Here is a 21,819-nt window from a genome sequence, read left to right as displayed (position 1 = left end):
TCGTATGACCAGTGTTGTTCTTCAGGACATTCGCAAGAGTTTCGGCAGCCTTGAGGTCATCAAGGGGATCGATCTGACAGTCGAAAAAGGCGAGTTCTGCGTCTTCGTCGGCCCATCCGGATGCGGGAAGTCGACCTTATTGAGGATGATATCAGGTCTTGAAACCTCGACCTCGGGACAGATCATTATCGACAACCAGGACGTGACCCATGCCGAGCCGTCAAAGCGCGGCATCGCCATGGTCTTCCAGTCCTACGCGCTCTATCCGCATCTGACAGTGCGCGAAAACATCGGTTTCGGGTTATCGCTCGCCGGTCTTCCGAAGAGCGAGATCGCCGAGAAGGTGGAAAAAACTGCGGAAAGCCTGCAACTGACCCATCTGCTCGACCGTAAGCCGAAGGCCCTGTCAGGCGGACAACGCCAGCGGGTGGCGATCGGACGTGCCATCATCCGCAATCCCAAGGTTTTCCTGTTTGACGAACCGCTCTCCAACCTTGATGCAGCGCTTCGTTCACAGATGCGCATGGAACTGACCGACCTGCACGCCAAGCTCGGCGCCACCATGATCTACGTCACCCATGACCAGGTCGAGGCGATGACAATGGCTGACAAGATCGTGGTCCTGAATGCTGGGCGCATCGAACAAGTCGGCTCGCCAATGGACCTCTACCACAACCCCGTCAGCCCCTTCGTCGCTGGCTTTATCGGATCGCCAAAAATGAACCTCTACGATGGCGAGGTTGCCGCCGCTGAAGGCTGCGCCACTTACGGCATCCGTCCCGAGCATCTTGCTTTGTCAAAGAGTGAAGGGAAATGGCAGGGCCAAGTCCGTCATATCGAACGGCTGGGTGCAGACACCGTCGTCTACCTCGTACACCCTCTGCTGAAACAGATTGTCGCTCGTGTGCCCGGTGATTTCAAAATTGAATCCGGAGACGTCATTCATGCGTCACCTATGAGCGGCAAGGAACACCGTTTCGCATAAGACGAAATGCATGTTTGACGTACTGCCCCGAGCATCAGCGCGCCAGGCAGAAACCACGTCAGTGCATCAGGCGATCTATTCGCCTGCATCTAATGCGGTGATCGGCTACACAACTCTCGTCGAGTTCACTCAAGGTTGATGAGAAGGCGCCGTTTTTGTGTGGGATGCTCGACGTGCTTCGGCAGAGCGCGCTAAAACCTTGCATATTCACCCCAATTGCTGAACTCGTCATCGAGTGCGTAGAAGCCGATATCGCTTCAGGTGATTGCCTGCTTGCGGCCAAACCGCAAGCAGGCTCTTTCTGTTCTAGGTCGTTGCAGGTGCCTCAACGTCTGAATACGCCTGCACCACATCAGGAAGTCTCGCACCCTTGATACTGACGGCCGCGACAGCAGCGTTCAGTTCAGCGATCTCAGACGGTGAGAACGAGACGGAGGGAGCGCCAATGTTCTCGATCATGTGTGCCATTTGGGTGGTGCCGGGGATTGGAACGATGAACGGCTTTTGGGCCAGCAGCCAGGACAGAGCGATCTGACCAAGACGAGCTTGCTTGCGTTCCGCCCAAACTTTCAGGACCTCGACGAAAGCGAGATTGTTCGGCAGGCTCTCCGGTGCCAAGCGCCCCTCAACGCCGCGGATGTCGCCCTCGGCGAAGCGCGTTCGCGCATCGATTGCGCCGTTCAGGAAGCCAACGCCGAGCGGGCTCCAGGGAACGAAGCCAATGCCAAGCTCTTCGCATACCGGAATTGCTCCCGTTTCCGGGCCGCGCCACAGCATGGAATATTCGCTTTGGACCGCGTTGATCGGCAGCACCGCATGCGCGCGGCGAAGCGTGTTCAGCCCCATCTCGGAGAGACCCCAATGCAGCACCTTGCCCTCGTCCATCACTCGCAGAGCGATACGGCACAAGACGCTGCTCGTAGCGATCTCTCTCAGTTCCATAATTAAGATTATGCGATCCTGTACTGTAGGGGGGCAGATTCCATTTTCAAATGCAACGAAGACAATAATGGCCATGGTTTCAGGAGGATGGAATGGCCCGCTCTTTTGTGCAGTTGAATATGGACGAACGTCGCATCATCGCACGGATGCATGCGAAGAAGATCAGCCAGGCAGAGATCGCACGAACGCTGGGTCGGGACCGCTCGACGATCTGCCGAGAACTACGGCGCAATTTCTGGCACGATCGTGACGTTCCGATTGCCGAAGGATACTGGCACGTCACCGCGCATCGGATGGCGGAAGACCGGCGACGGAGATATCGCAAGCTGCTGCGCGATCCATATCTGTGCGCTGCGGTCATCGATCGCCTGAAGGAAGGCTGGTCTCCGGAACAGATATCCGGACGGCTGCGACTCGTCAGCGGCTCGTCTGCCCGATTGAGCCATGAAACGATCTACCAATATGTCTACTCGCAGGAAGGCCAGGATCAGCAACTGGCTCGACATCTGCCCGAACGACGACGCAAACGGCGCCCGAGATACGCACGCAAGCCCAGAAGTCTGGTCTTTCCAATCGAGTGCGCCATTCGCAACAGGCCTGAGACCATCTATTCCCGCAGCGAATTTAGCAACTGGGAGGCGGATCTGATGATCTTCAGAATGGAACATGGATCCGCCAATGTCGCGACCGTCGTTGAACGCAAGAGCCGGTATACCGTTCTATTCCGCAACAATGACAGGCGCTCAAAGCCGATCATGAACCAATTGATCAGCCACCTAGCGCCCCTACCCGCGCGAGCTCGGCAAAGCCTGACGTTCGACCGAGGCCTCGAATTTGTTTCATGGCGGGAGCTGGAAAAGGGCATGGGAACGGCAGCCTGGTTCTGCGATCCGCAAGCACCATGGCAAAAAGGCACCGTTGAGAATACCAACAAACGGGTTCGTCGTTACCTCCCGCCTGAGACCATCGTGCTGGCTGTCAGCGATCAGGAGATCCGTTCCTTGTGCGAACGTCTCAATGCCACGCCTCGGAAGTGCTTGGGGTTTCAGACGCCGACTGAGATCTTTGGCAAGCACTTATTGGCTACGAAGGGCCAGATCATATAGATTTCCAACCGGCGTTGCATTCAGTCTGGAACCAATAGGGCTATTTAGTAATGCGACAGTTGGGCCAGTTAGAGATACGACAGTCTCGCCTCTTGACGCCCGGTCAATGCTCAAACCGGAAGCTCAATGTCTTCCCGATTCTTCTTGGCTCCCTCGGTCAAAGCAATCCGTAGCCGCTCGGCATCCTCTCCTGGGAGCATGGCCGCCCCAGTTCGCAAACCTTCCTGCCACGCAGGTCCACGCTCCCATGCTTCATTGTAGACCAGCGCCAGATCGGCAGATCGCCTTGTTTGTTGCAGGGCTTCGAAGAGCAGTGCCGCCTGGCGGATGTCCTTCTCCCGCTTGGCTGGACCTTGCCCGTCTGTGTGTCGCCGGCTGGCCACGATAAGTTTGTGAATCGCATAGCGGGACGGTTCCGGAACGACCACCGAAACACCACTCCGGTGGAGCAGTATTGTCCTCACCGGTTCCCGGATGAGGAAGTCGAGAAAGCGCAGTGGCTCGGCACTGGCGCCCCCGAGGGCGGGCATCTTCGCCGGTTGTTCGACGTAATCGTCCGACCCCCGGTTCGAGGTGAGGAATTCGACCCGGTAGCCGTCGGCGTTCTGGAAGGCGGATGACGCCGCAACGCCCGATCGATGGGGAACTGGCCTGAAGCTGGCGTCGACGCCCTGCAGCAGCTCTACAATCGGCGGCAGGCTGTCTTCGACCTCTCGGCTGATGGCATAATCCTGAGCAATGTCCGCATCTCCCGTCAGGATCGATGCCATGGGAAGGCGGACACCGAGCAGGCCCGAATAGCACTGGAAGGCCACCGTTCCGATCAGGACACCCCGAAGTCGGAACAGCCCGCCCTCGGCGAGCGCGGCAACGATATCGCCCGACATGGCATCGGGAGAAACCATGCCGCCTTCGCGGGTCAGCGTGTTGACCATGCGCCGTCGCGCGCGCAGATCGTCCTTGTCCCGTTTGTGATCCGCGACCCGGGCGGCGATATCCGGATCTTCCGCAGGGCCGACGTAACGGCGTTTCGTCCCACCATGTCCATCAGGCGTGTCGAAATACCAGTACTTGCGTCCCTTCACGGTCGCTGGGGTGAAGCGGCCTTCCGCAGGAAAGTCCGCCGTCCATGCAGCATCAAGCGAGCGCTGCCCCAATTCGGCGAGCATCGTCTGGTACATGAGATCGATGGACTTCATCAGCACGCCTCCGGCGTTATACTGTTTTTCAAAAACAGTATAACCGGCCAAGGCATGGCGAACAAGGTGGGATTTCGCGCAGGCATTCTCACTGCAGATGGAATGTCGTTTAACTCAAGACCTGAGACAAAGATCCGGATTTTTGCTTCCACTAGCCTCATGTACAAATTATTCGCGGCAATCTCCTCTTCCCGTAAAGCCAATGACGGTAGAGGCAGGTCCATCAGCAATTTGGACTCACAGCGAAGATTGTAAAAAGAGGCCAAACTGGTCCAACACCCCGCGCGCATCACGTCGCTTGCGAGAGGCGGTTCCACCCTTCTTTCACCGTTTCCATGGCCGGGTTCGTCGATGTGCTTGCGACATGAGGCAGGGTGGAAATCTTCTCCCCGAGGACCCGCCGATACCGGCCAATGTCACGCGTGCGGACCTTCAACAGGTAGTCGAAGCGGCCGGCAATCATGTGGCATTCTTCGATTTCCCGGACCTTCTTGACGGCCTCGTTGAAGCTCCTCAGCGCCTCTTCGCGCGTATCGGACAGCTTAACCTCGACAAAGGCCACATGGTCGAGCTGCATTTTGACCGGACTGAGAATTGCCCTGAAGCCTTCGATGTAGCCTTCAGAGACCAGACGCTTGAAACGGATCTGGCAGGGGGTCTTGGACAGACCAACACGGACGGCCAGATCGGTAATCGAAATCCGCCCATCCTCCACGACAGCGTCGAGTATCTTTTTATCGAACTGGTCAAGATCACCAGTTGTACCCAAACTTGTAGCCATTTCGATCTGAAATCTCCCCTTATAAAAGACATTTAGCCACCCAAAGATCCAAAATCAAGACAACTTCACTATCGCTATTGTGGTAGCATTCCAGATATCGAATTGGAGGCAGGGTCGATGGGTCTGAGGACGACGCGTCTTGACGGTGCAACATGTGACGCAAACATGCTGATCGATAGATATGGTCCGATAGGCCTGTCTGCAGTGCGTGCCGCCGTCAGCATCCCCTCCGCCAAACCCGCTGAGGACGGCCGGAAAGACAAGCTCGACAGGTTTCTTGTCCCTGAACATCTCCCGGAATTTTGAGCCGCCAGGCTCCATTCAACGCTCAACCAGGACCGCTGCGATGCTGAAAACAGTTGCTGAAAACGCGCCAGACGCCTCCACCCTGCCCTTCGCGCAGTTTGCCCCGCCGATCCGTGAACAGTCAGAACTGCGCAAGGCGATCACCGCCGCCTATCGCCGCCCGGAAACCGAATGCCTCCCGCCGCTTGTCGAGGCTGCGCGCGTTTCGGACAGCGAGAAGACGGCGATCAAAGGCGTTGCGCGCAAGCTGATCGAAGCGCTTCGGGCCAAGCACAAGGGCACGGGTGTCGAAGGGCTGGTTCACGAATATTCGCTGTCGAGCCAGGAGGGCGTTGCCCTCATGTGTCTTGCCGAGGCCCTTTTGCGCATTCCGGACACGGCAACGCGGGATGCGCTGATCCGCGACAAGATTTCCGAAGGTGACTGGAAATCCCATGTCGGCGGCGGGCGCTCGCTGTTCGTCAACGCGGCCACCTGGGGTCTGGTCGTTACCGGCAAGCTGACCTCGACCGTCAACGATCGCAGCCTCTCGGCTGCGCTTACCCGGTTGATTGCACGCTGCGGCGAACCTGTGATCCGGCGCGGCGTCGACATGGCGATGCGGATGATGGGCGAACAGTTCGTCACCGGCGAGACAATCGACGAAGCCCTGAAGCGCGCCCGTCCGCTTGAAGCACGCGGCTTCCGCTATTCCTACGACATGCTGGGTGAGGCGGCGACCACCGCCAAGGACGCCGAGCGTTACTATCTGGACTACGAAAACGCGATCCATGCCATCGGCAAGGCGTCAGCGGGGCGCGGCGTCTATGAAGGTCCCGGAATCTCGATCAAGCTGTCGGCCCTTCACCCCCGCTATGTTCGTAGCCAGTCGAAGCGCGTCATGGACGAGCTTCTGCCGCGTGTTCGGGCGCTGGCATTGCTGGCACGCAGCTATGATATCGGCCTGAATATTGATGCTGAAGAAGCTGATCGGCTCGAACTTTCGCTCGACCTCCTCGAAGAACTCGGCCTCGATGCGGACCTGTCCGGCTGGAACGGGCTCGGCTTTGTCGTCCAGGCTTATGGCAAGCGCTGCCCCTATGTCCTCGACTACATCATCGATCTGGCACGCCGCTCCGGGCGCCGGATGATGGTGCGCCTCGTCAAGGGTGCCTATTGGGACGCCGAGATCAAGCGCGCCCAGCTGGATGGCCTTTCGGACTTCCCGGTCTATACGCGCAAGATCCACACCGATGTGGCCTATATCGCCTGCGCCAGAAAACTGCTCGCGGCGACGGATGTGATTTTCCCGCAATTCGCCACGCACAACGCTCAGACGCTTGCCACCATCCACCATCTTGCAGGCCCTGACTTTCAAGTGGGCAAATACGAGTTTCAGTGCCTTCACGGCATGGGGGAACCGCTCTATGACGAAGTCGTCGGCAAGCAGAACCTCGACCGACCCTGCCGCATCTATGCGCCTGTTGGCACGCATGAGACACTGCTCGCCTATCTTGTCCGTCGCCTGCTTGAAAACGGTGCGAACTCGTCCTTCGTCAATCGCATCTCAGATCCGAAGGTTTCGGTCGACGACCTCACGGCCGATCCGGTTGACCTCGTGGAAGCCTTCAGCCCAGTTGGGAAGTCCCATGACCTGATTTCGCTGCCGGCAAACCTTTTCGGAGCCGAGCGACAGAATTCCGCAGGCATCGATCTTTCGAACGAGACGGAACTGGCGCGGCTCGCCGCAAGCCTGGTTGAAACCGCGAAAACCTCCTGGCACGCCACACCGCTTCTGGCAGATGGCTCCATTGAGGGCTCGATCCAGCCCGTCGTTAATCCGGCCGACCACGGCGACATCATCGGTCAGGTGACCGAGGTCGAGATCGATGCGGCCTCTAGGATTGCCAAGCTGGCGGAAATGGGCGCACAGGAATGGGCAAAGGTCGCGCCGGCGGACCGGGCACGGTGCCTCGACCGCGCAGCCGACATCATGCAAGCGCGCATTGAACCCCTGATGGGGATCATCATGCGGGAGGCTGGAAAATCGGCCGCAAACGCGATTGGTGAAGTGCGCGAAGCCATTGATTTTCTGCGGTACTATGCTGAGCAGGCAAGGCGCACGCTCGGCCCCTCCCACGCGCCTCTCGGCCCGATTGTTTGCATCAGCCCATGGAACTTCCCGCTTGCGATCTTTACCGGGCAGGTTGCTGCAGCGCTCGTCGCCGGCAATTCGGTGATGGCCAAGCCCGCGGGCGTAACACCCATCATCGCCTTCGAAAGCGTGAAGATCCTTCATGAGGCCGGCATTCCGCGCGCAGCCCTCCAGTTCACACCGGGCGGTGGAAGCCTGGGGGCAGCCCTGATCGACGCCCCGGAAACGGCGGGCGTGATGTTCACCGGCTCGACGGGCGTTGCGCGGATGATCCAGTCGCAGCTGGCCAACCGTCTTTCGAAGGTGGGCAAGCCCATTCCCCTGATTGCCGAGACCGGCGGCCAGAATGGGATGATCGTCGATTCCTCCGCCCTTGCCGAACAGGTGGTCGGCGACGTGATCGCATCTGCCTTCGACAGCGCGGGGCAGCGATGCTCCGCCCTGCGGGTGCTTTGCCTGCAACAGGATGTGGCCGACCGGACGCTGACGATGCTGAAGGGCGCGCTGCAGGAACTCTCGATCGGTCGCACAGACCGGCTGAACATCGATGTCGGTCCTGTCATTACGCAAGCGGCCAAGGCAGACATCAACGCGCACATCGAAAGGATGAAGGCGCTGGGCTGCAAGGTCGATCAGCTGCCGCTTCCCGCCTCCGCCGACCTCGGGACCTTCGTGGCTCCAACAATCATCGAGATTAAGTCACTCTCCGATCTCAAAAAGGAGATCTTCGGGCCCGTTCTTCACGTCATCCGTTACCGCCGCGAGGACCTCGACCGGCTGATCGATGACATCAACGGCTCTGGCTACGGCCTGACCTTCGGCTTGCACACCCGCCTCGACGAAACAATCGCGCATGTGACGAGCCGGGTGCAGGCAGGTAATCTCTATGTGAACCGAAACATCATCGGTGCCGTTGTCGGTGTCCAGCCATTCGGTGGTCGCGGCCTCTCCGGGACGGGACCAAAGGCCGGCGGTCCGCTTTATATCGGCCGTCTCGTTCAAAAGGCGCCGGTGCCACCGCAGCACAGTTCCGTTCACAAAGATCCGGCAATCGCCGATTTTGCGGTCTGGCTCTCATCCAAGGGCAGAACCGAGGATGCAGATGCCGCTCACGAACTCGGAAGCCTTTCGGCTGTCGGCTTGCACAAGGAGCTTGTCGGCCCGGTCGGCGAACGCAATCTCTACTCGCTTCACCCCCGGGGCCGCGTGCTGCTTGCCCCAGTGAGTGAGCGGGGGCTCTACAGGCAGATTGCGGCAGCACTGGCAACCGGCAACCAACTCGTCATTGATGAGGCCTCTGGTCTTCGCCCGATACTGACGGATATCCCGGCGAGCGTCTCTCAGCGCATCAGGTGGACATCAGACTGGAACAAGGACGGGCCCTTCAGCTCGGCTCTTGTCGAAGGTGACGCAGATCGGATCGTGAAGGTGAACCAGGCGATTGCGGCGCTCGACGGTCCGCTCGTGCTCGTCCAGTCTGCCACGACGTCAGAAATCGAGAACGATATCGAGGCTTATTGTCTGAATTGGCTGGTTGAAGAAGTTTCGACGTCCATCAACACGGCTGCGGCCGGCGGAAACGCAAGCCTCATGGCAATCGGCTAGGATGACAGCCGATCCGGCAACCGAGCCAAAACTTTAGCTCGGTTGCCGGACTAACAATCCAAGCTCCCGTTTGCTCGATCTGGTGTTTGCACGGAAAGGTCCGGCGGACTCGAGTTGACCTGATCAGCCAGTCTCCTGAGCCACGGCTCGGCCGTTATGGCCCCTTCAAAAGAAGCTTTGAATGAGATTAGGGCCGGGAGTGCTTGGTCGCTTAACCAAGTGAGGCTGCAGTCCGTCTCATCTCCGGAATTGCCCTGAAATTAGGCGTATTATTTTCTGCACAAAAACTGTCTTGACGGACGGTGAGATTCAACGTTCACTGAACCAATCACAAATTGGTTCGGACCATTCATGCCAGAGACTTCTCCCAAGGAAAATTCGAATTACGCTCTCGAGAAGCTGCGGGATCTTCTTCGGCACGGAGATCTCGGCACGGAAGGCAAATTGCCGACAGAGCGCACCCTGTCCGAAAAGCTTGGGCTGAGCCGCCGGGCAATCCGTCGTGCGCTTGAAGTTCTGGAGGCGGAAGGCGCGATCTGGCGTAAGCAGGGGTCAGGCACCTATGCCGGCCAGAAGCCTGACGAGTGGAGCGGCCAGCTCGAGACCATCGTGGCTGGGACCAATTTCATGGAGATCATGGAAGTCCGTCTGCGCATCGAACCGCAGCTGGCGCAGCTCGCCGCTCTTCGCGCCAAGGGCAGCGATATCGACCGCATGCGCGACCTGGCCCAGAAAATCGCCGGCAGCGAGGACGCCGACGCCAAGGAACTCTGGGACGGCGCTTTGCACCGCCAAATCGCGCAATCGGCCGGCAATCAGCTGTTTCTGTCGATCTTCGATGTGATCAACCGGGTCCGACAGGACGATGCCTGGCAGGCTATCCGGGAGCGTGCCCGCAACAGCGCCAACACGATGAACGTGTCCAATGCCCAGCATGCAACGATCATCGATGCCATCGCATCCCGTGATCCGGCCAAAGCCGGCGAAGCCATGAGACAGCATCTCCTGATGCTGCAGGAGCGGCTGATCCGCCAGACATCCATGGACCATCTGGAGGGCGACCCGCAGGGCGACTTGTCATGACCAAACGCATTCCGGCTACGGCCGGCCTACCCTTAAACGCCGGAGCCATAATCGGCGACACCCATGAGAACAGAAAACCACACCAGAGGATTTGTCGACCATGAAGATACTGTCCCGATTTTCCGCCCTACTCCTGGCGAGCGCGATGCTTGCAAGCCCCGCACTCTCGGCCGAGCTTCGCATCGGCTTGCAGGACGATGCCGACGTCCTAGATCCGGCCCAATCGCGAACCTTTGTCGGTCGTATCGTCTACACCGCCATGTGCGACAAGCTTGTCGACGTTTCGCCCGACCTGAAGATCGTGCCGCAACTGGCCACCGATTGGGCCTGGTCGGCAGACGGCAAGGAACTGACCATGAAGCTGCGCGAAGGCGTCAAGTTCCATGACGGTACGCCTTTCAATGCAGCAGCCGTCGTCGCCACAATTGAGCGCAACAAGACCCTGCCGGAATCGCGCCGCAAGAGCGAATTGTCCTCTGTCGACAAGGTGGAAGCCACCGGCGACTACGACGTGAAGTTCACGCTCAAGGCGCCCGATGTCACACTGCTGGCTCAATTGTCCGACCGTGCCGGCATGATCGTCTCACCGAAGGCTGCCGCGGAACTCGGTGCCAATTTCGGCTCCGCGCCGGTCTGCGCCGGACCGTTCAAATTCGTCGAACGCGTGCAGCAGGACCGTATCGTGCTCGAAAAATTCGCCGACTACTGGGACAAGGACAAGGTCTTCATCGACAAGGTGACCTATCTACCGATCCCTGACACGACGGTCCGTCTTGCCAACCTGCGCTCCGGCGAACTTGACATGATCGAACGACTGGCGGCAACCGATGCAACATCCGTCAAGGCAGACGAGAGCCTGACTTATTCCGACGTCGTCAACATCGGCTACATGGCGCTCTACGTGAACATCGCCAATGGCCCCCGCGCCGACAATCCGTTTGGCAAGGACAAGCGCCTGCGCCAGGCCTTCTCGCTCGCTATCGACCGCGAAGCGCTCAACCAGGTCGTCTATGAAGGCACGGCCGTTGGCGGCAATCAGCCGTTCCCGCCGAACAGCCCGTGGTTCAACAAGGAGCTGCCGGTTCCGGCCCGCGACCTCGAAAAGGCGAAGGCCCTGATCAAGGAGGCCGGTTTCGAGCGGGTGCCGATCGAAATGCAGATCCCCAACAATCCGGTTGCGGCCCAGATGATGCAGATCGTCCAGGCCATGGTGGCCGAGGCCGGCTTCGATGTCAGCCTGAAGACCACCGAGTTCGCCACGCTGCTCAGCGAACAGACCGCCGGCAACTATCAGCTCAGCCGCTCCGATTGGTCCGGCCGCGTCGATCCCGACGGCAACCTGCACCAGTTTGTCACCTGCGAGGGCGGCATCAACGACACCAAATACTGCAATCCTGAAGTCGATACGCTGCTCAACGAAGCCCGCGCTTCGACGGATGATGCCGTGCGCAAGCAGAAATACGATGCCGCCGGCAAGATTGTCAATGAGGACCTGCCGGTGATTTATCTCGGCCACCAGTCGTGGATCTGGGCAACGAAGAAAGAGGTCACCGGCTTCGTTCCGTCGCCCGATGGCATGATCCGCCTGCTCGGCGTGAAGAAGGGCTGATCCGCCTCGATCTCTCCTGCGGAGCGTCTGACGCTCCGCAGGCATCCTTTGAAATCAGGACCGGAAGTTCATGCATATCTACATCGGAAAACGGCTGTTGGTCGCCATACCGACGCTATTGATCGTGTCGATCTTCGTCTTCTCGCTGCAGAAGCTGCTGCCGGGCGATCCGATCCTCGCCATGGCCGGCGAAGAGCGTGATCCGCAGGTGATCGAATTCCTGCGAGACAAATATCGTCTGAACGACCCCGTGATCTACCAATACGGCTACTGGATCGCCAACGTGCTTCAGGGTGATTTCGGCATGTCGCTGCGCACCAACCAGCCGGTGCTTGAACTGATCGGGGAGAAACTTCCCGTCACGATCCAGCTGGCGATCATGTCGATGATCTTCGCCTTTGTCATCGGCGTTCCCATGGGCATCCTGGCTGCCGTCAAGAAAAACACTGTCATCGACTATATCGCCAATATCGTCGCGCTGTCAGGCCTCTCAATCCCGAATTTCTGGCTCGGCATCATGCTGATCTTGCTGGTCTCGGTCAAACTCGGCTGGTTGCCGGCCTCTGGCTACGAGTCGATCTTTATCGATCCGGTGCGGTCGATCGAAACCATGATCATGCCGGCCTTCGTGCTGGGCACAGCACTCGCCGCGACCTTGATGCGTCATACCCGCTCGGCCATGTTAAGCGTGATGAAGTCCGACTACATCCGCACGGCCCGCGCCAAGGGCTTGTCGGACCGGGTCGTCATTCTCAGCCACACCTTCCGCAACGCGCTGCTGCCAATCGTGACGCTCAGCGCCCTTCTGTTCGGCGAGCTTCTCGCCGGCGCGGTGCTGACCGAGCAGATCTTCACCATTCCGGGTTTTGGCAAGCTGATCGTCGATGCCGTCTTCAACCGCGATTATGCGGTGGTTCAGGGTGTTGTGCTGTGCACCGCCGTCGGCTTCATCCTGATGAACCTCGTGGCCGACGTGCTCTATGTCATCCTCAACCCGCGCATGAGGGCCAGCCTATGACGACGCTTAATCCGACTGTGGCAGCGAGCGTTCCCGCCAAAAGCGGCAACCGTGCCTGGCGCAAGCTGAAGGCCAATCGCAGCGCGCTTGTGGGGCTCTGCATCATTCTCTTCTTCGCGATCCTGGCATTGTCGGCACCGCTTCTGCCGATCCCCGATCCGCTGGCCACCAGCTGGACTGCCGTCCGCAAGGCGCCATCGGCAGAGCACTGGATGGGCACCGATGATATCGGCCGCGATATCCTCTCCCGGATGATCTGGGGCGCGCAGGCCTCATTGATGGCGGGCACATTTTCTGTAGCGATCTCGATCGTCATCGGCGTACCCTTCGGTCTCATCGCCGGCTATTTCGGCGGCTGGGTCGATCAAGTCATCTCGCGCATCACCGAGGCCTTCCTCGCCCTGCCCTTCCTGATCATGGCGATTGCGCTGGCGGCCTTCCTCGGCCCCAGTCTCACCAATGCGATGATCGCCATCGGCCTGTCGGCCATGCCGGTTTTTGTGCGGCTGACCCGCGGTCAGGTGCTGGCCGTCAAGACGGAAGACTATGTCGAAAGCGCCCGATCGATCGGCCTTGGCCATCTCGACATCATGCTCCGTTACATCCTGCCCAACATCACGGCACCCATCATCGTGCAGTCGACGCTGACAGTGGCGACCGCCATCATTGCCGAAGCGAGCCTGTCCTTCCTGGGGCTTGGCCAGCAGCCTCCCGCACCAAGCTGGGGTTCGATGCTCAATGTCGCGAAGAATTTCCTCGATCAGGCCCCGTGGATGGCCATGTGGCCGGGGGCGGCGATCTTCCTGGTCGTGATCGGTTTCAATCTGCTCGGCGATGGTCTGCGCGATGCGCTCGACCCCCGAGAATCCTGAGGACTACCTGAAAAGGAACATTGCATGACTGAGTTTACCACCCGCCCGGAGATCCTCGGCACTTTCGGTGTCGTCACCTCCACCCACTGGATCGCCTCCGCCGTCGGGATGAGCATCCTGGAAAAAGGCGGCAATGCGTTCGATGCAGCAGTCGCGACCGGCTTCGTGCTGCAGATCCTCGAGCCGCATCTGGTGGGTCCGGGCGGTGACATGCCGGCGCTGATCTATTCGGCCAAGACCGGCAAGGTTGAAGTGATCTGCGCACAGGGGCCTGCCCCGGCCGACGCGACCATCGAGCACTACACACGGGAGGGGCTGTCGATCATCCCTGGCGATGGTTTGCTCGCCACCGTTATTCCCGGCGCCTTTGACGGCTGGATGCTGATGCTGCGGAACTATGGCACGATGACCGTGCGCGAGGTGTTGGAGCCGGCCATCCACTATGCCAGACATGGCCACCCGATGCTGCCGCGGGTGTCCGCCACGATCAAGGGTCTGGCGGAGTTCTTCGAGAAGGAATGGCCGACGTCCTATGAAACCTGGCTGCCGGGTGGCGTGGCGCCCGAGCCGCATGCACTGTTCTGCAATCCGGTCCTTGCCGCCACCTACACCCGCATCGTCAACGAGGCTGAATGCGCGACCAGTCGCGAGAACCAGATCGATGCGGCCCGCGACGCCTTCTACCGGGGCTTCGTCGCCGAGGCGATCGAGGACTATCTGAAGACCGCCGACGTGATGGATGCCAGCGACAGCCGCCACAAGGGCGTGTTGACCGCTGACGACATGGCCGGCTGGTCCGCAACCGTGGAAGCGCCGCAAACCTTTGACTATCACGGCTGGACCATCGCCAAGACAGGCCCATGGGGCCAGGGGCCGGTGCTGCTGCAATCGCTGGCGCTGCTGAAGGGTTTTGATGTCGGCGCCATGGACCCGCTGGGTCCGGATTTCGTCCACACCGTTGTTGAGACCATGAAGCTCGCCTATGCCGACCGCGAGGTCTATTACGGCGACCCGGCCTTTGCCAGCGTGCCCATGGAGCACCTGTTGTCGGACGCCTACAATGACGCACGCCGCAAGCTGATCGGCACCACCGCATCCATGGACCTGCGTCCGGGCCGATTGCCAGGTTTCGAAAGCCAGCATGACCTGACAATGGAAATGCTTGCATCCATGTCCGGCACGGGCGCTGTCTACGAGCCGACCATGTCGCACCTGACGGAAAAGCGCGGCGACACAGTGCATATCGATGTCATCGACCGCGAGGGCAATATGGTCTCGGTCACGCCGTCAGGCGGCTGGCTGCAGTCCTCACCGATCATCCCCGGCCTCGGCTTTTGCCTCAATTCCCGTGCCCAGATGTTCTGGCTGAAGCCGGGTCTTCCGACTTCGCTGGCCCCCGGCAAGCGCCCGCGCACCACGCTGACACCATCGATCGCGCTCCATGAAGGCCGCCCGACCCTGGCTTTTGGAACGCCTGGCGGCGACCAGCAGGACCAGTGGCAGCTGTCCTTCTTCCTGCGCTATGTGCATCACCGGCAGAACCTGCAGGCGGCAATCGATATGCCGCTGTTCCACACCGCGCATTTCCCCGGCTCCTTCTATCCGCGCACCAGCCAGCCGGGCAATGTGATGATCGAAAGCTCGATCGGCGCTGAGACCATCAAGGCGTTGCGAGCCATGGGCCACGACATTACCGAGGCCGATCCTTGGTCGGTCGGTCGACTAACGGCCGCGCGTCGCGACGCCGACGGCCTGCTGCGGGCGGCGGCCACGCCGCGCCTGATGCAAGCCTATGCGATCGGGAGATAATCCATGACCTGGTCCATCGTCGCGCGCGATCCGGCAACCGGTCATCTCGGCATCGCTGTCGCCAGCCGCTTCTTCGCGGTGGGTGCTGCCGTGCCTTTCATGCGCGGCGGGATCGGCGCGATCGCCACCCAGGCCTTCGTCAGCCCGCTCTACGGCACGGACGGCCTTACGCTTTTGGCTGAGGGACACGCGCCTGACGCTGTCATCGCAATCCTCACGGATCGTGACGACGGTTGTCAGCAACGGCAGATGCACCTGATCGACGGGCAAGGCCGCAACGCTGCCTTTACCGGTGAAAAATGCGTCGAATGGGCAGGCCATCTTGTCGATGAGAATGTTTCGGTCGCCGGCAATATGCTGGCGGGACCGCGGGTCATTTCCGAAACCTTGCGGGTCTACAAGGAGACCGCGAGTGCGCCATTCGCAGAGCGACTTCTAGCGGCCATGGAAGCTGGCGAAGCGGAAGGTGGCGACAAACGGGGACGGCAGTCGGCAGCCCTCAAGATCTACCGCGACCAGGACTATCCCTGGCTCGACATCCGCGCCGACGACCATCCCGATCCGCTGGGCGAGTTGCGAAGGCTGTATGCCGTGGCGCAGGAGCGTTTCCTGCATGTCGTGGAAACCATGCCGACCCGCGCCAATCCGCATGGCCTGACCGATCGGCGCCTGATCGACGAAAAGATTGCCGCCCTTGAAACGGCACGCATCGCAGAGGGACGCCCCTCGCCTTCCTTTGCCACGCCGCTCAAACCAGCCTGAACCAGACCGCATCAGAAGCGCACTTCAAGTATCGGACACGGAAAGCCATGAACGCCATGACGACAGCTGCCGCAAAGATCGAGACATCAGCCGTTCTCTCCGTCGAGGACCTGACCACGTCTTTCCTCGTCGATGGCCAGTGGCGGACGGTGGTGCGCAACATATCCTTCGACGTGAAGCCCGGAGAAACCGTCGCCATTGTCGGCGAATCCGGCTCTGGCAAGAGCGTCACTTCGCTCTCGATCATGCGCCTTCTGGCCCGCGAACAAAGTCGCGTCGAGGGACGTATATGGCTGAATGGAAGGGACATTCTGGCATTGCCGGAAAAGGACATGCAGACGGTGCGCGGCAATGAAGCTGCGATGATTTTCCAGGAGCCAATGACCAGCCTCAATCCGATCTTCACGATTGGGCGGCAGATCTCGGAAGTGCTGACACGGCACAAGGGCATGACAAGGGCCGAAGCCCGTGCGGAGACGATCCGCATGCTGGAGAAGGTGCGCATTCCCAATGCGACGAACCGTTTCGACGATTATCCGCACCAGTTTTCCGGCGGCATGCGCCAGCGCGTGATGATTGCCATGGCGCTCGCCTCGCGCCCGAACCTGTTGATCGCCGACGAGCCGACAACGGCACTTGACGTGACCATCCAGGGCCAGATCCTCGACCTGATCAAGGAGCTGCAGGAGGAGGACGGCATGTCCGTTCTCTTCATCACCCATGACATGGGCGTGGTGGCCGAGATCGCCGACCGGACCATCGTCATGCTGCGCGGCGACGTGGTCGAGAAGGGAGCGACTGCCGACGTCTTCCATCGCGGCCAGCATCCCTATACGCGGGCCCTGCTTGCAGCCGTACCGAAGCTCGGCTCGATGCATGGCCATGCCTGGCCGCTGCGTTTTCCGATCGTCGATACCGGCTCGGGTGTGGCGAGTGAACCGACTGAGGTTGCTGATACCGTCGACACGCGCAAGACGCCGGTGCTCTCGGTCAAGAACCTGGTGACGCGCTTTGCGATCCGTAGCGGCCTCTTTGGCCGGCAAACCGGCGCCGTGCATGCGGTGGAGAATGTCTCCTTCGACCTCTTCCAGGGCGAGACCCTATCCATCGTCGGCGAGAGCGGTTGCGGCAAGTCGACAACGGGGCGTTCGATCACCCGTCTCGTCGAACCGGAAAGCGGTGAAGTTCAGCTCGACGGCTATAACGTTCTGCGGCTGGATCAGCCGAGCCTGCGCGCCATGCGCCGCAGCGTGCAAATGATCTTCCAGGACCCCTTCTCAAGCCTGAACCCGCGCATGACGGTGGGTGCCGCCATTGCCGAACCCTACCTTAAGCACCGCCTCGGCACCCGGCAGGAGGCCCAGGAAAAGGTCGCGGATCTCCTGCGCAAGGTCGGCCTCGACCCGCAAATGATGGATCGCTATCCGCACGAATTCTCGGGCGGCCAGCGCCAGCGCATCGCGATTGCCCGGGCGCTCGCGCTCAACCCGAAAGTTATCGTGGCCGACGAAAGCGTTTCGGCGCTCGATGTGTCGATCAAGGCGCAGGTCTGCAATCTGCTGATGGACCTGCAGGAAGAATTCAATCTCGCCTTTCTTTTCATCAGCCATGACATGGCTGTGGTCGAACGGATCAGCCACCGGGTCGCGGTGATGTATCTCGGCGAAATCGTCGAGATCGGTCCCCGCGCGGCCATCTTCGACAATCCTCAGCACGACTATACGAAAAAGCTGATGGCTGCCGTTCCGGTTCCCGATCCCGACCGTCGTGGCCTGAGGCGGAGTGCGGCCATCGACGAACTGAAAAGCCCGGTCCGGCCCGTCGGCTATGTGCCGCCTCACCGCGAGTACCGCGAAGTCACACCGGGGCATTTCGTGCAGATGTGATCTGTCGCAGAACAGCCTTTCGACTTCAGCCTGCTCCACAACACCAGACTTGCGCGTGACAAAGGGCCGGGACATTGCCTGCGTCGATCGGAATTAGTCCGCACGGCGAGAACATTCTGTCCCCGCTTCTTAATTGGGGTTCGCTCTCAAGCTTCCGTTTGGCCCATCACGACCGTTGAGACGAGACCGTTTCCGACTTTCCCCCCGTTTGAAAGGTGCAGTTCTGCACCTCGCCAAAGCGCCAGCATTTGGCGGATGATCCCGCCGGTTCGAAGAAGCGGATCTAAGGGCGCAATTATACGTCGCTGACGCGACGCCTGGGCTTTGGGGCCGTGGCCCGCCTCCGCTTTCGACGAACCTGTTGGATCCGTTCGATCGAAGGAGTGCCTTTGCTGTGGCCGTCCCGCATTTCTCTGTCAGCATCGTTGCGCGCGGCTCAGGCCGTAGCGCCGTGATGTCGGCAGCCTACCGGCACTGCGCAAAGATGGAGTTCGAACGGGAATCCCGGACAGTCGACTACGGGCGCAAGCAGGGGCTGGCGCATGAGGAGTTCGCCATTCCCTCTGACGCGCCCGGATGGCTGCGGGACATGATCGCCGATCGATCGGTCTCAGGTGTGTCCGAAGCCTTCTGGAACAAGGTCGAGCTGTTTGAGAAACGTGGTGATGCCCAGCTTGCCAAGGACGTGACGATTGCACTGCCGATCGAGCTGACGACCGAGCAGAACATTGCACTGGTCCGTGACTTCGTGGAACGCCACATCACCGCCAGGGGCATGGTGGCTGACTGGGTCATCCATGACAATCCGGGCAATCCGCATATCCACCTGATGACGACGCTCAGGCCTTTGGCCGAGACCGGCTTCGGGCCGAAGAAGGTGGCTTTGACCGGACCGGATGGTCAGGTCATCCGCAACGATGCGGGAAAGATCGTCTACGAGCTTTGGGCCGGCAGCACGCAGGACTTCAACGCATTCCGGGATGGCTGGTTTGCCTGCCAGAACCAGCACCTCGCCATGGCTGGCCTTGATATCCGCGTCGATGGCCGTTCCTTTGAGAGACAAGGTATCGCACTGGAGCCAACCATCCATCTCGGTGTTGGCGTCAAGGCAATCGAACGGAAGGCGGAAAGTTCCGAAGAGAAGGCAGCGCTCGAGCGGCTGGCGCAGCAGGAGGAGATGCGCGCGGAGAATGCCCGCCGCATCGAGAGCAGACCGGAGCTGGTGCTCGACCTGATCACCCGCGAGAGAAGCGTCTTCGACAGTGGCGATATCGCCAAGGTCCTGCATCGCTATGTCGACGATCCCGCACTCTTCCAGAACCTGATGGCCCGCATCCTGCAAAGCCCGGACGTGCTCCGGCTTGAGCGCGAGCGGATCGATCTTGTCAGCGGCGTCAGAGCCCCTTCAAGATACACAACGCGAGAGCTGATCCGGCTTGAGGCGGAGATGGCAAGACGCGCCAGCTTTCTGTCTCGAGCTTCCAGCCATCATGTGCATGAGACCGTGCTCAACTCCGTATTTGCCCGTCATACACGTCTGTCGGATGAGCAGAGAACAGCGATCGAACATGTGGCCGGGCCTCAGCGTATCGCCGCTGTCATTGGCCGTGCAGGTGCTGGCAAGACAACCATGATGAAGGCGGCCCGCGAGGCCTGGGAGGCGGCAGGTTACCGCGTCGTGGGCGGTGCCCTTGCGGGCAAAGCTGCGGAGGGTCTGGAGAAGGAAGCGGGCATCCCCTCACGCACACTGTCGTCATGGGAATTGCGCTGGCGCCAGGGGCGGGATCTGCTCGATGCGCGATCAGTGTTTGTCCTCGACGAGGCGGGCATGGTCTCGTCCCGGCAGATGGCGCTCTTTGTCGAAGCGGTAAGCCGGGCGGGTGCCAAACTTGTTCTGGTCGGCGATCCGGAACAGCTCCAGCCAATCGAAGCGGGGGCGGCCTTCCGCGCAATCGCCGACCGCATCGGTTATGCCGAACTCGAGACCATCTACCGGCAGAATGCGCATTGGATGCGTGATGCATCGCTCGATCTGGCCCGGGGACGAATCGACAGAGCCGTCGAGGCTTACAGTGCTCAAGGGCGAATGATCGGTGCCGAGCTCAAGGCAGACGCGGTCAATCGGCTTATCGCCGACTGGACCCGCGACTACGATCCCGACAGGTCCATGCTGATCCTTGCCCATCTGCGCCGCGATGTTCGTATGCTGAACAAGATGGCCCGTGGCACGCTCGTTGAGCGCGGCATCATAGAGGCCGGCTCGCTGTTCAAAACAGCCGAAGGTCATCGCCACTTCGCCGCCGGCGACCAGATCGTCTTCCTGAAAAACGAGGGCTCGCTTGGCGTGAAGAACGGCATGCTGGCCAAGGTCGTAGAGGCATCCCCTGGGCGTCTCGTGGCTGTGGTCGGCGAGGCTGAACATCGCCGGCACGTCATCGTCGAGCAGCGCTTCTACAACACGCTCGATCACGGCTACGCAACCACGGTTCACAAATCCCAAGGTGCCACCGTCGATCGTGTCAAGGTGCTCGCCTCCCTCTCGCTCGATCGTCACCTGACCTATGTGGCGATGACCCGTCATAGGCAAGATCTCGCCGTCTATTACGGGACCAGATCCTTTGCCAAGGCAGGCGGTCTTGTCCGCGTTCTCGGTCGCTCCAATGCCAAGGAGACGACACTCGATTATGCCGGTGGTCGCTTCTACGCAGACGCCCTACGGTTTGCCGAGGCCCGTGGCCTGCATCTCGTCCAGGTCGCCCGAACGCTTGTTCGCGACCGGCTCGAATGGACCGTGAGGCAGGGCGCAAAACTGGCAGAGCTTGGGGCACGCCTTGCCGCGATCGGTACACGCCTTGGGCTCGTCGCTCCACGCCCAATCGCATCCCCTCCATCCGCAACAGTCAAGGCAAGGCCCATGGTCTCAGGCATCACCGCATTTCCAAAACCGTTGGCGGAGGTTGTCGAAGACAAGCTCCAGGCTGATCCCGCCCTACAGTACGCCTGGAAGGACATCTCCGCCCGTTTCCACCTCGTTTATGCCGATCCGCAATTGGCCTTCCGGGCGGTCAACATCGAGACCATGCTGGAGAATGATGCCGTCGCCAGATCGACGATCACAGCGCTCCTCGAGAAGCCGGATAGCTTCGGGGCACTCAAGGGAAAGACCGGCCTCTTTGCCGGCAGCGCTGATGTCCAGACACGCAAACGCGCACTGGCCAACGCTCCCACTCTGGCCCGAGATATCGAGGCCTATATCGCCAAGCGAACGGCAGCTGCTAGCCGATACGAGGTCGAAGAGGTTGGCGTGCGCCAGAGGCTATCTCTCGACATTCCGGCCTTGTCGCCTTCGGCCAGGCAAGCCCTTGAAGGCCTGCGCGATGCGATCGACCGCAATGACGTGTCGGCGGGTCCAAGCCTCCTATCCATGGAGAAGGCGGTGAAGGCGGAGCTTGATGGATTTGGCAAGGCCGTGGCGACGCGCTTCGGCGAACGAAGCTTTCTGCCGATCACGGCGAGAGATGCCGATGGCAAGGCGTTCGAGGCACTCTCCACCGGTATGTCGCCTGCGCAAAAGACCGAGCTTCGATCCGCCTGGGACTTACTGCGAGCCGCCCAGAAGCTGGCAGCTTATGAGCGCACCACCGTGGCGCTCAAACAGGCCGAGGCGCTGCGCCAGACACAGTCAAAAGGCTTGTCCCTGAAATGATGGGGCGTACCATCCG

The 21,819-nt window shown here is 60.4% G+C and carries 13 protein-coding genes and 1 pseudogene; 11 read left to right on the top strand and 3 right to left on the bottom strand.

Annotation, left to right across the window (positions count from 1 at the left end):
* Positions 1-4: 4 nt before the first annotated feature.
* Complete coding sequence (locus tag IP76_RS10530; protein ID WP_054158172.1) at positions 5-985, top strand: ABC transporter ATP-binding protein; 981 nt, start codon at positions 5-7, stop codon at positions 983-985.
* A 306-nt stretch (positions 986-1,291) separates the two neighbouring features.
* Here IP76_RS10530 and IP76_RS10525 read toward each other — a convergent pair.
* A pseudogene (locus tag IP76_RS10525) lies at positions 1,292-1,873 on the bottom strand (aldo/keto reductase); the annotation flags it as partial.
* A 146-nt stretch (positions 1,874-2,019) separates the two neighbouring features.
* Between IP76_RS10525 and IP76_RS10520 the strand changes: the two are divergent.
* Complete coding sequence (locus IP76_RS10520) at positions 2,020-3,033, top strand: IS30 family transposase (protein WP_054158171.1); 1,014 nt, start codon at positions 2,020-2,022, stop codon at positions 3,031-3,033.
* Positions 3,034-3,143: 110 nt separating this feature from the next.
* On the opposite strand, the gene IP76_RS10515 is transcribed toward IP76_RS10520, so the two are convergent.
* Positions 3,144-4,232, bottom strand: coding sequence for a GSU2403 family nucleotidyltransferase fold protein (locus IP76_RS10515; RefSeq protein ID WP_054158170.1), 1,089 nt, complete (start codon positions 4,230-4,232; stop codon positions 3,144-3,146).
* 289 nt (positions 4,233-4,521) lie between these two features.
* The gene (locus IP76_RS10505) at positions 4,522-5,013 is read right to left on the bottom strand and encodes an Lrp/AsnC family transcriptional regulator (RefSeq protein ID WP_054158168.1); all 492 of its coding nucleotides are present in this window, start codon (positions 5,011-5,013) and stop codon (positions 4,522-4,524) included.
* 346 nt (positions 5,014-5,359) lie between these two features.
* On the opposite strand from IP76_RS10505, the gene putA reads away from it, so the two are divergent.
* The 9 genes from putA (at position 5,360) to traA (ending at position 21,803) form a co-directional block, all read left to right on the top strand.
* A complete protein-coding gene (putA, locus tag IP76_RS10495) occupies positions 5,360-9,058 on the top strand; it encodes a trifunctional transcriptional regulator/proline dehydrogenase/L-glutamate gamma-semialdehyde dehydrogenase (RefSeq protein ID WP_054158166.1) in 3,699 nt (1,232 codons plus the stop codon).
* Positions 9,059-9,409: 351 nt separating this feature from the next.
* Positions 9,410-10,141: a FadR/GntR family transcriptional regulator gene (locus IP76_RS10490; protein WP_054158165.1), complete on the top strand. Its 732-nt coding sequence runs from the start codon at positions 9,410-9,412 to the stop codon at positions 10,139-10,141.
* Between the two features lie 100 nt (positions 10,142-10,241).
* Positions 10,242-11,750 (top strand): ABC transporter substrate-binding protein, encoded by a 1,509-nt coding sequence (locus IP76_RS10485; RefSeq protein WP_054158164.1) that lies wholly within the window; start codon positions 10,242-10,244, stop codon positions 11,748-11,750.
* A gap of 70 nt (positions 11,751-11,820) precedes the next feature.
* The gene (locus IP76_RS10480) at positions 11,821-12,768 is read left to right on the top strand and encodes an ABC transporter permease (RefSeq protein WP_054158163.1); all 948 of its coding nucleotides are present in this window, start codon (positions 11,821-11,823) and stop codon (positions 12,766-12,768) included.
* Positions 12,765-13,640 (top strand): ABC transporter permease, encoded by an 876-nt coding sequence (locus IP76_RS10475; protein ID WP_054158162.1) that lies wholly within the window; start codon positions 12,765-12,767, stop codon positions 13,638-13,640. The genes IP76_RS10480 and IP76_RS10475 overlap by 4 nt, the downstream gene beginning before the upstream one ends.
* Positions 13,641-13,664: 24 nt before the next feature.
* Positions 13,665-15,449, top strand: a complete 1,785-nt coding sequence (locus IP76_RS10470; RefSeq protein ID WP_054158161.1) for a gamma-glutamyltransferase family protein — start codon at positions 13,665-13,667, stop codon at positions 15,447-15,449.
* 3 nt (positions 15,450-15,452) lie between these two features.
* Positions 15,453-16,211, top strand: a complete 759-nt coding sequence (locus IP76_RS10465) for a DUF1028 domain-containing protein (protein WP_054158160.1) — start codon at positions 15,453-15,455, stop codon at positions 16,209-16,211.
* A 56-nt stretch (positions 16,212-16,267) separates the two neighbouring features.
* The gene (locus IP76_RS10460) at positions 16,268-18,097 is read left to right on the top strand and encodes an ABC transporter ATP-binding protein (RefSeq protein WP_082352493.1); all 1,830 of its coding nucleotides are present in this window, start codon (positions 16,268-16,270) and stop codon (positions 18,095-18,097) included.
* A gap of 394 nt (positions 18,098-18,491) precedes the next feature.
* The gene (gene traA, locus IP76_RS10455) at positions 18,492-21,803 is read left to right on the top strand and encodes a Ti-type conjugative transfer relaxase TraA (RefSeq protein WP_054158159.1); all 3,312 of its coding nucleotides are present in this window, start codon (positions 18,492-18,494) and stop codon (positions 21,801-21,803) included.
* The last annotated feature ends 16 nt before the right edge of the window (positions 21,804-21,819 follow it).

Source organism: Rhizobium sp. AAP43, assembly GCF_001296045.1.
Lineage (GTDB): Bacteria > Pseudomonadota > Alphaproteobacteria > Rhizobiales > Rhizobiaceae > Allorhizobium.
This window is presented reverse-complemented; position numbering and strand designations above follow the sequence as displayed.

What these genes read in the sequence shown, in the direction of transcription:
- IP76_RS10530 (WP_054158172.1), top strand. Translation starts at nt 5, where the DNA reads ATGACCAGTGTTGTTCTTCAGGACATTCGCAAGAGTTTCGGCAGCCTT.
- IP76_RS10520 (WP_054158171.1), top strand. Translation starts at nt 2,020, where the DNA reads ATGGCCCGCTCTTTTGTGCAGTTGAATATGGACGAACGTCGCATCATC.
- IP76_RS10515 (WP_054158170.1), bottom strand. Translation starts at nt 4,232, where the DNA reads ATGAAGTCCATCGATCTCATGTACCAGACGATGCTCGCCGAATTGGGG.
- IP76_RS10505 (WP_054158168.1), bottom strand. Translation starts at nt 5,013, where the DNA reads ATGGCTACAAGTTTGGGTACAACTGGTGATCTTGACCAGTTCGATAAA.
- putA (WP_054158166.1), top strand. Translation starts at nt 5,360, where the DNA reads ATGCTGAAAACAGTTGCTGAAAACGCGCCAGACGCCTCCACCCTGCCC.
- IP76_RS10490 (WP_054158165.1), top strand. Translation starts at nt 9,410, where the DNA reads ATGCCAGAGACTTCTCCCAAGGAAAATTCGAATTACGCTCTCGAGAAG.
- IP76_RS10485 (WP_054158164.1), top strand. Translation starts at nt 10,242, where the DNA reads ATGAAGATACTGTCCCGATTTTCCGCCCTACTCCTGGCGAGCGCGATG.
- IP76_RS10480 (WP_054158163.1), top strand. Translation starts at nt 11,821, where the DNA reads ATGCATATCTACATCGGAAAACGGCTGTTGGTCGCCATACCGACGCTA.
- IP76_RS10475 (WP_054158162.1), top strand. Translation starts at nt 12,765, where the DNA reads ATGACGACGCTTAATCCGACTGTGGCAGCGAGCGTTCCCGCCAAAAGC.
- IP76_RS10470 (WP_054158161.1), top strand. Translation starts at nt 13,665, where the DNA reads ATGACTGAGTTTACCACCCGCCCGGAGATCCTCGGCACTTTCGGTGTC.
- IP76_RS10465 (WP_054158160.1), top strand. Translation starts at nt 15,453, where the DNA reads ATGACCTGGTCCATCGTCGCGCGCGATCCGGCAACCGGTCATCTCGGC.
- IP76_RS10460 (WP_082352493.1), top strand. Translation starts at nt 16,268, where the DNA reads ATGACGACAGCTGCCGCAAAGATCGAGACATCAGCCGTTCTCTCCGTC.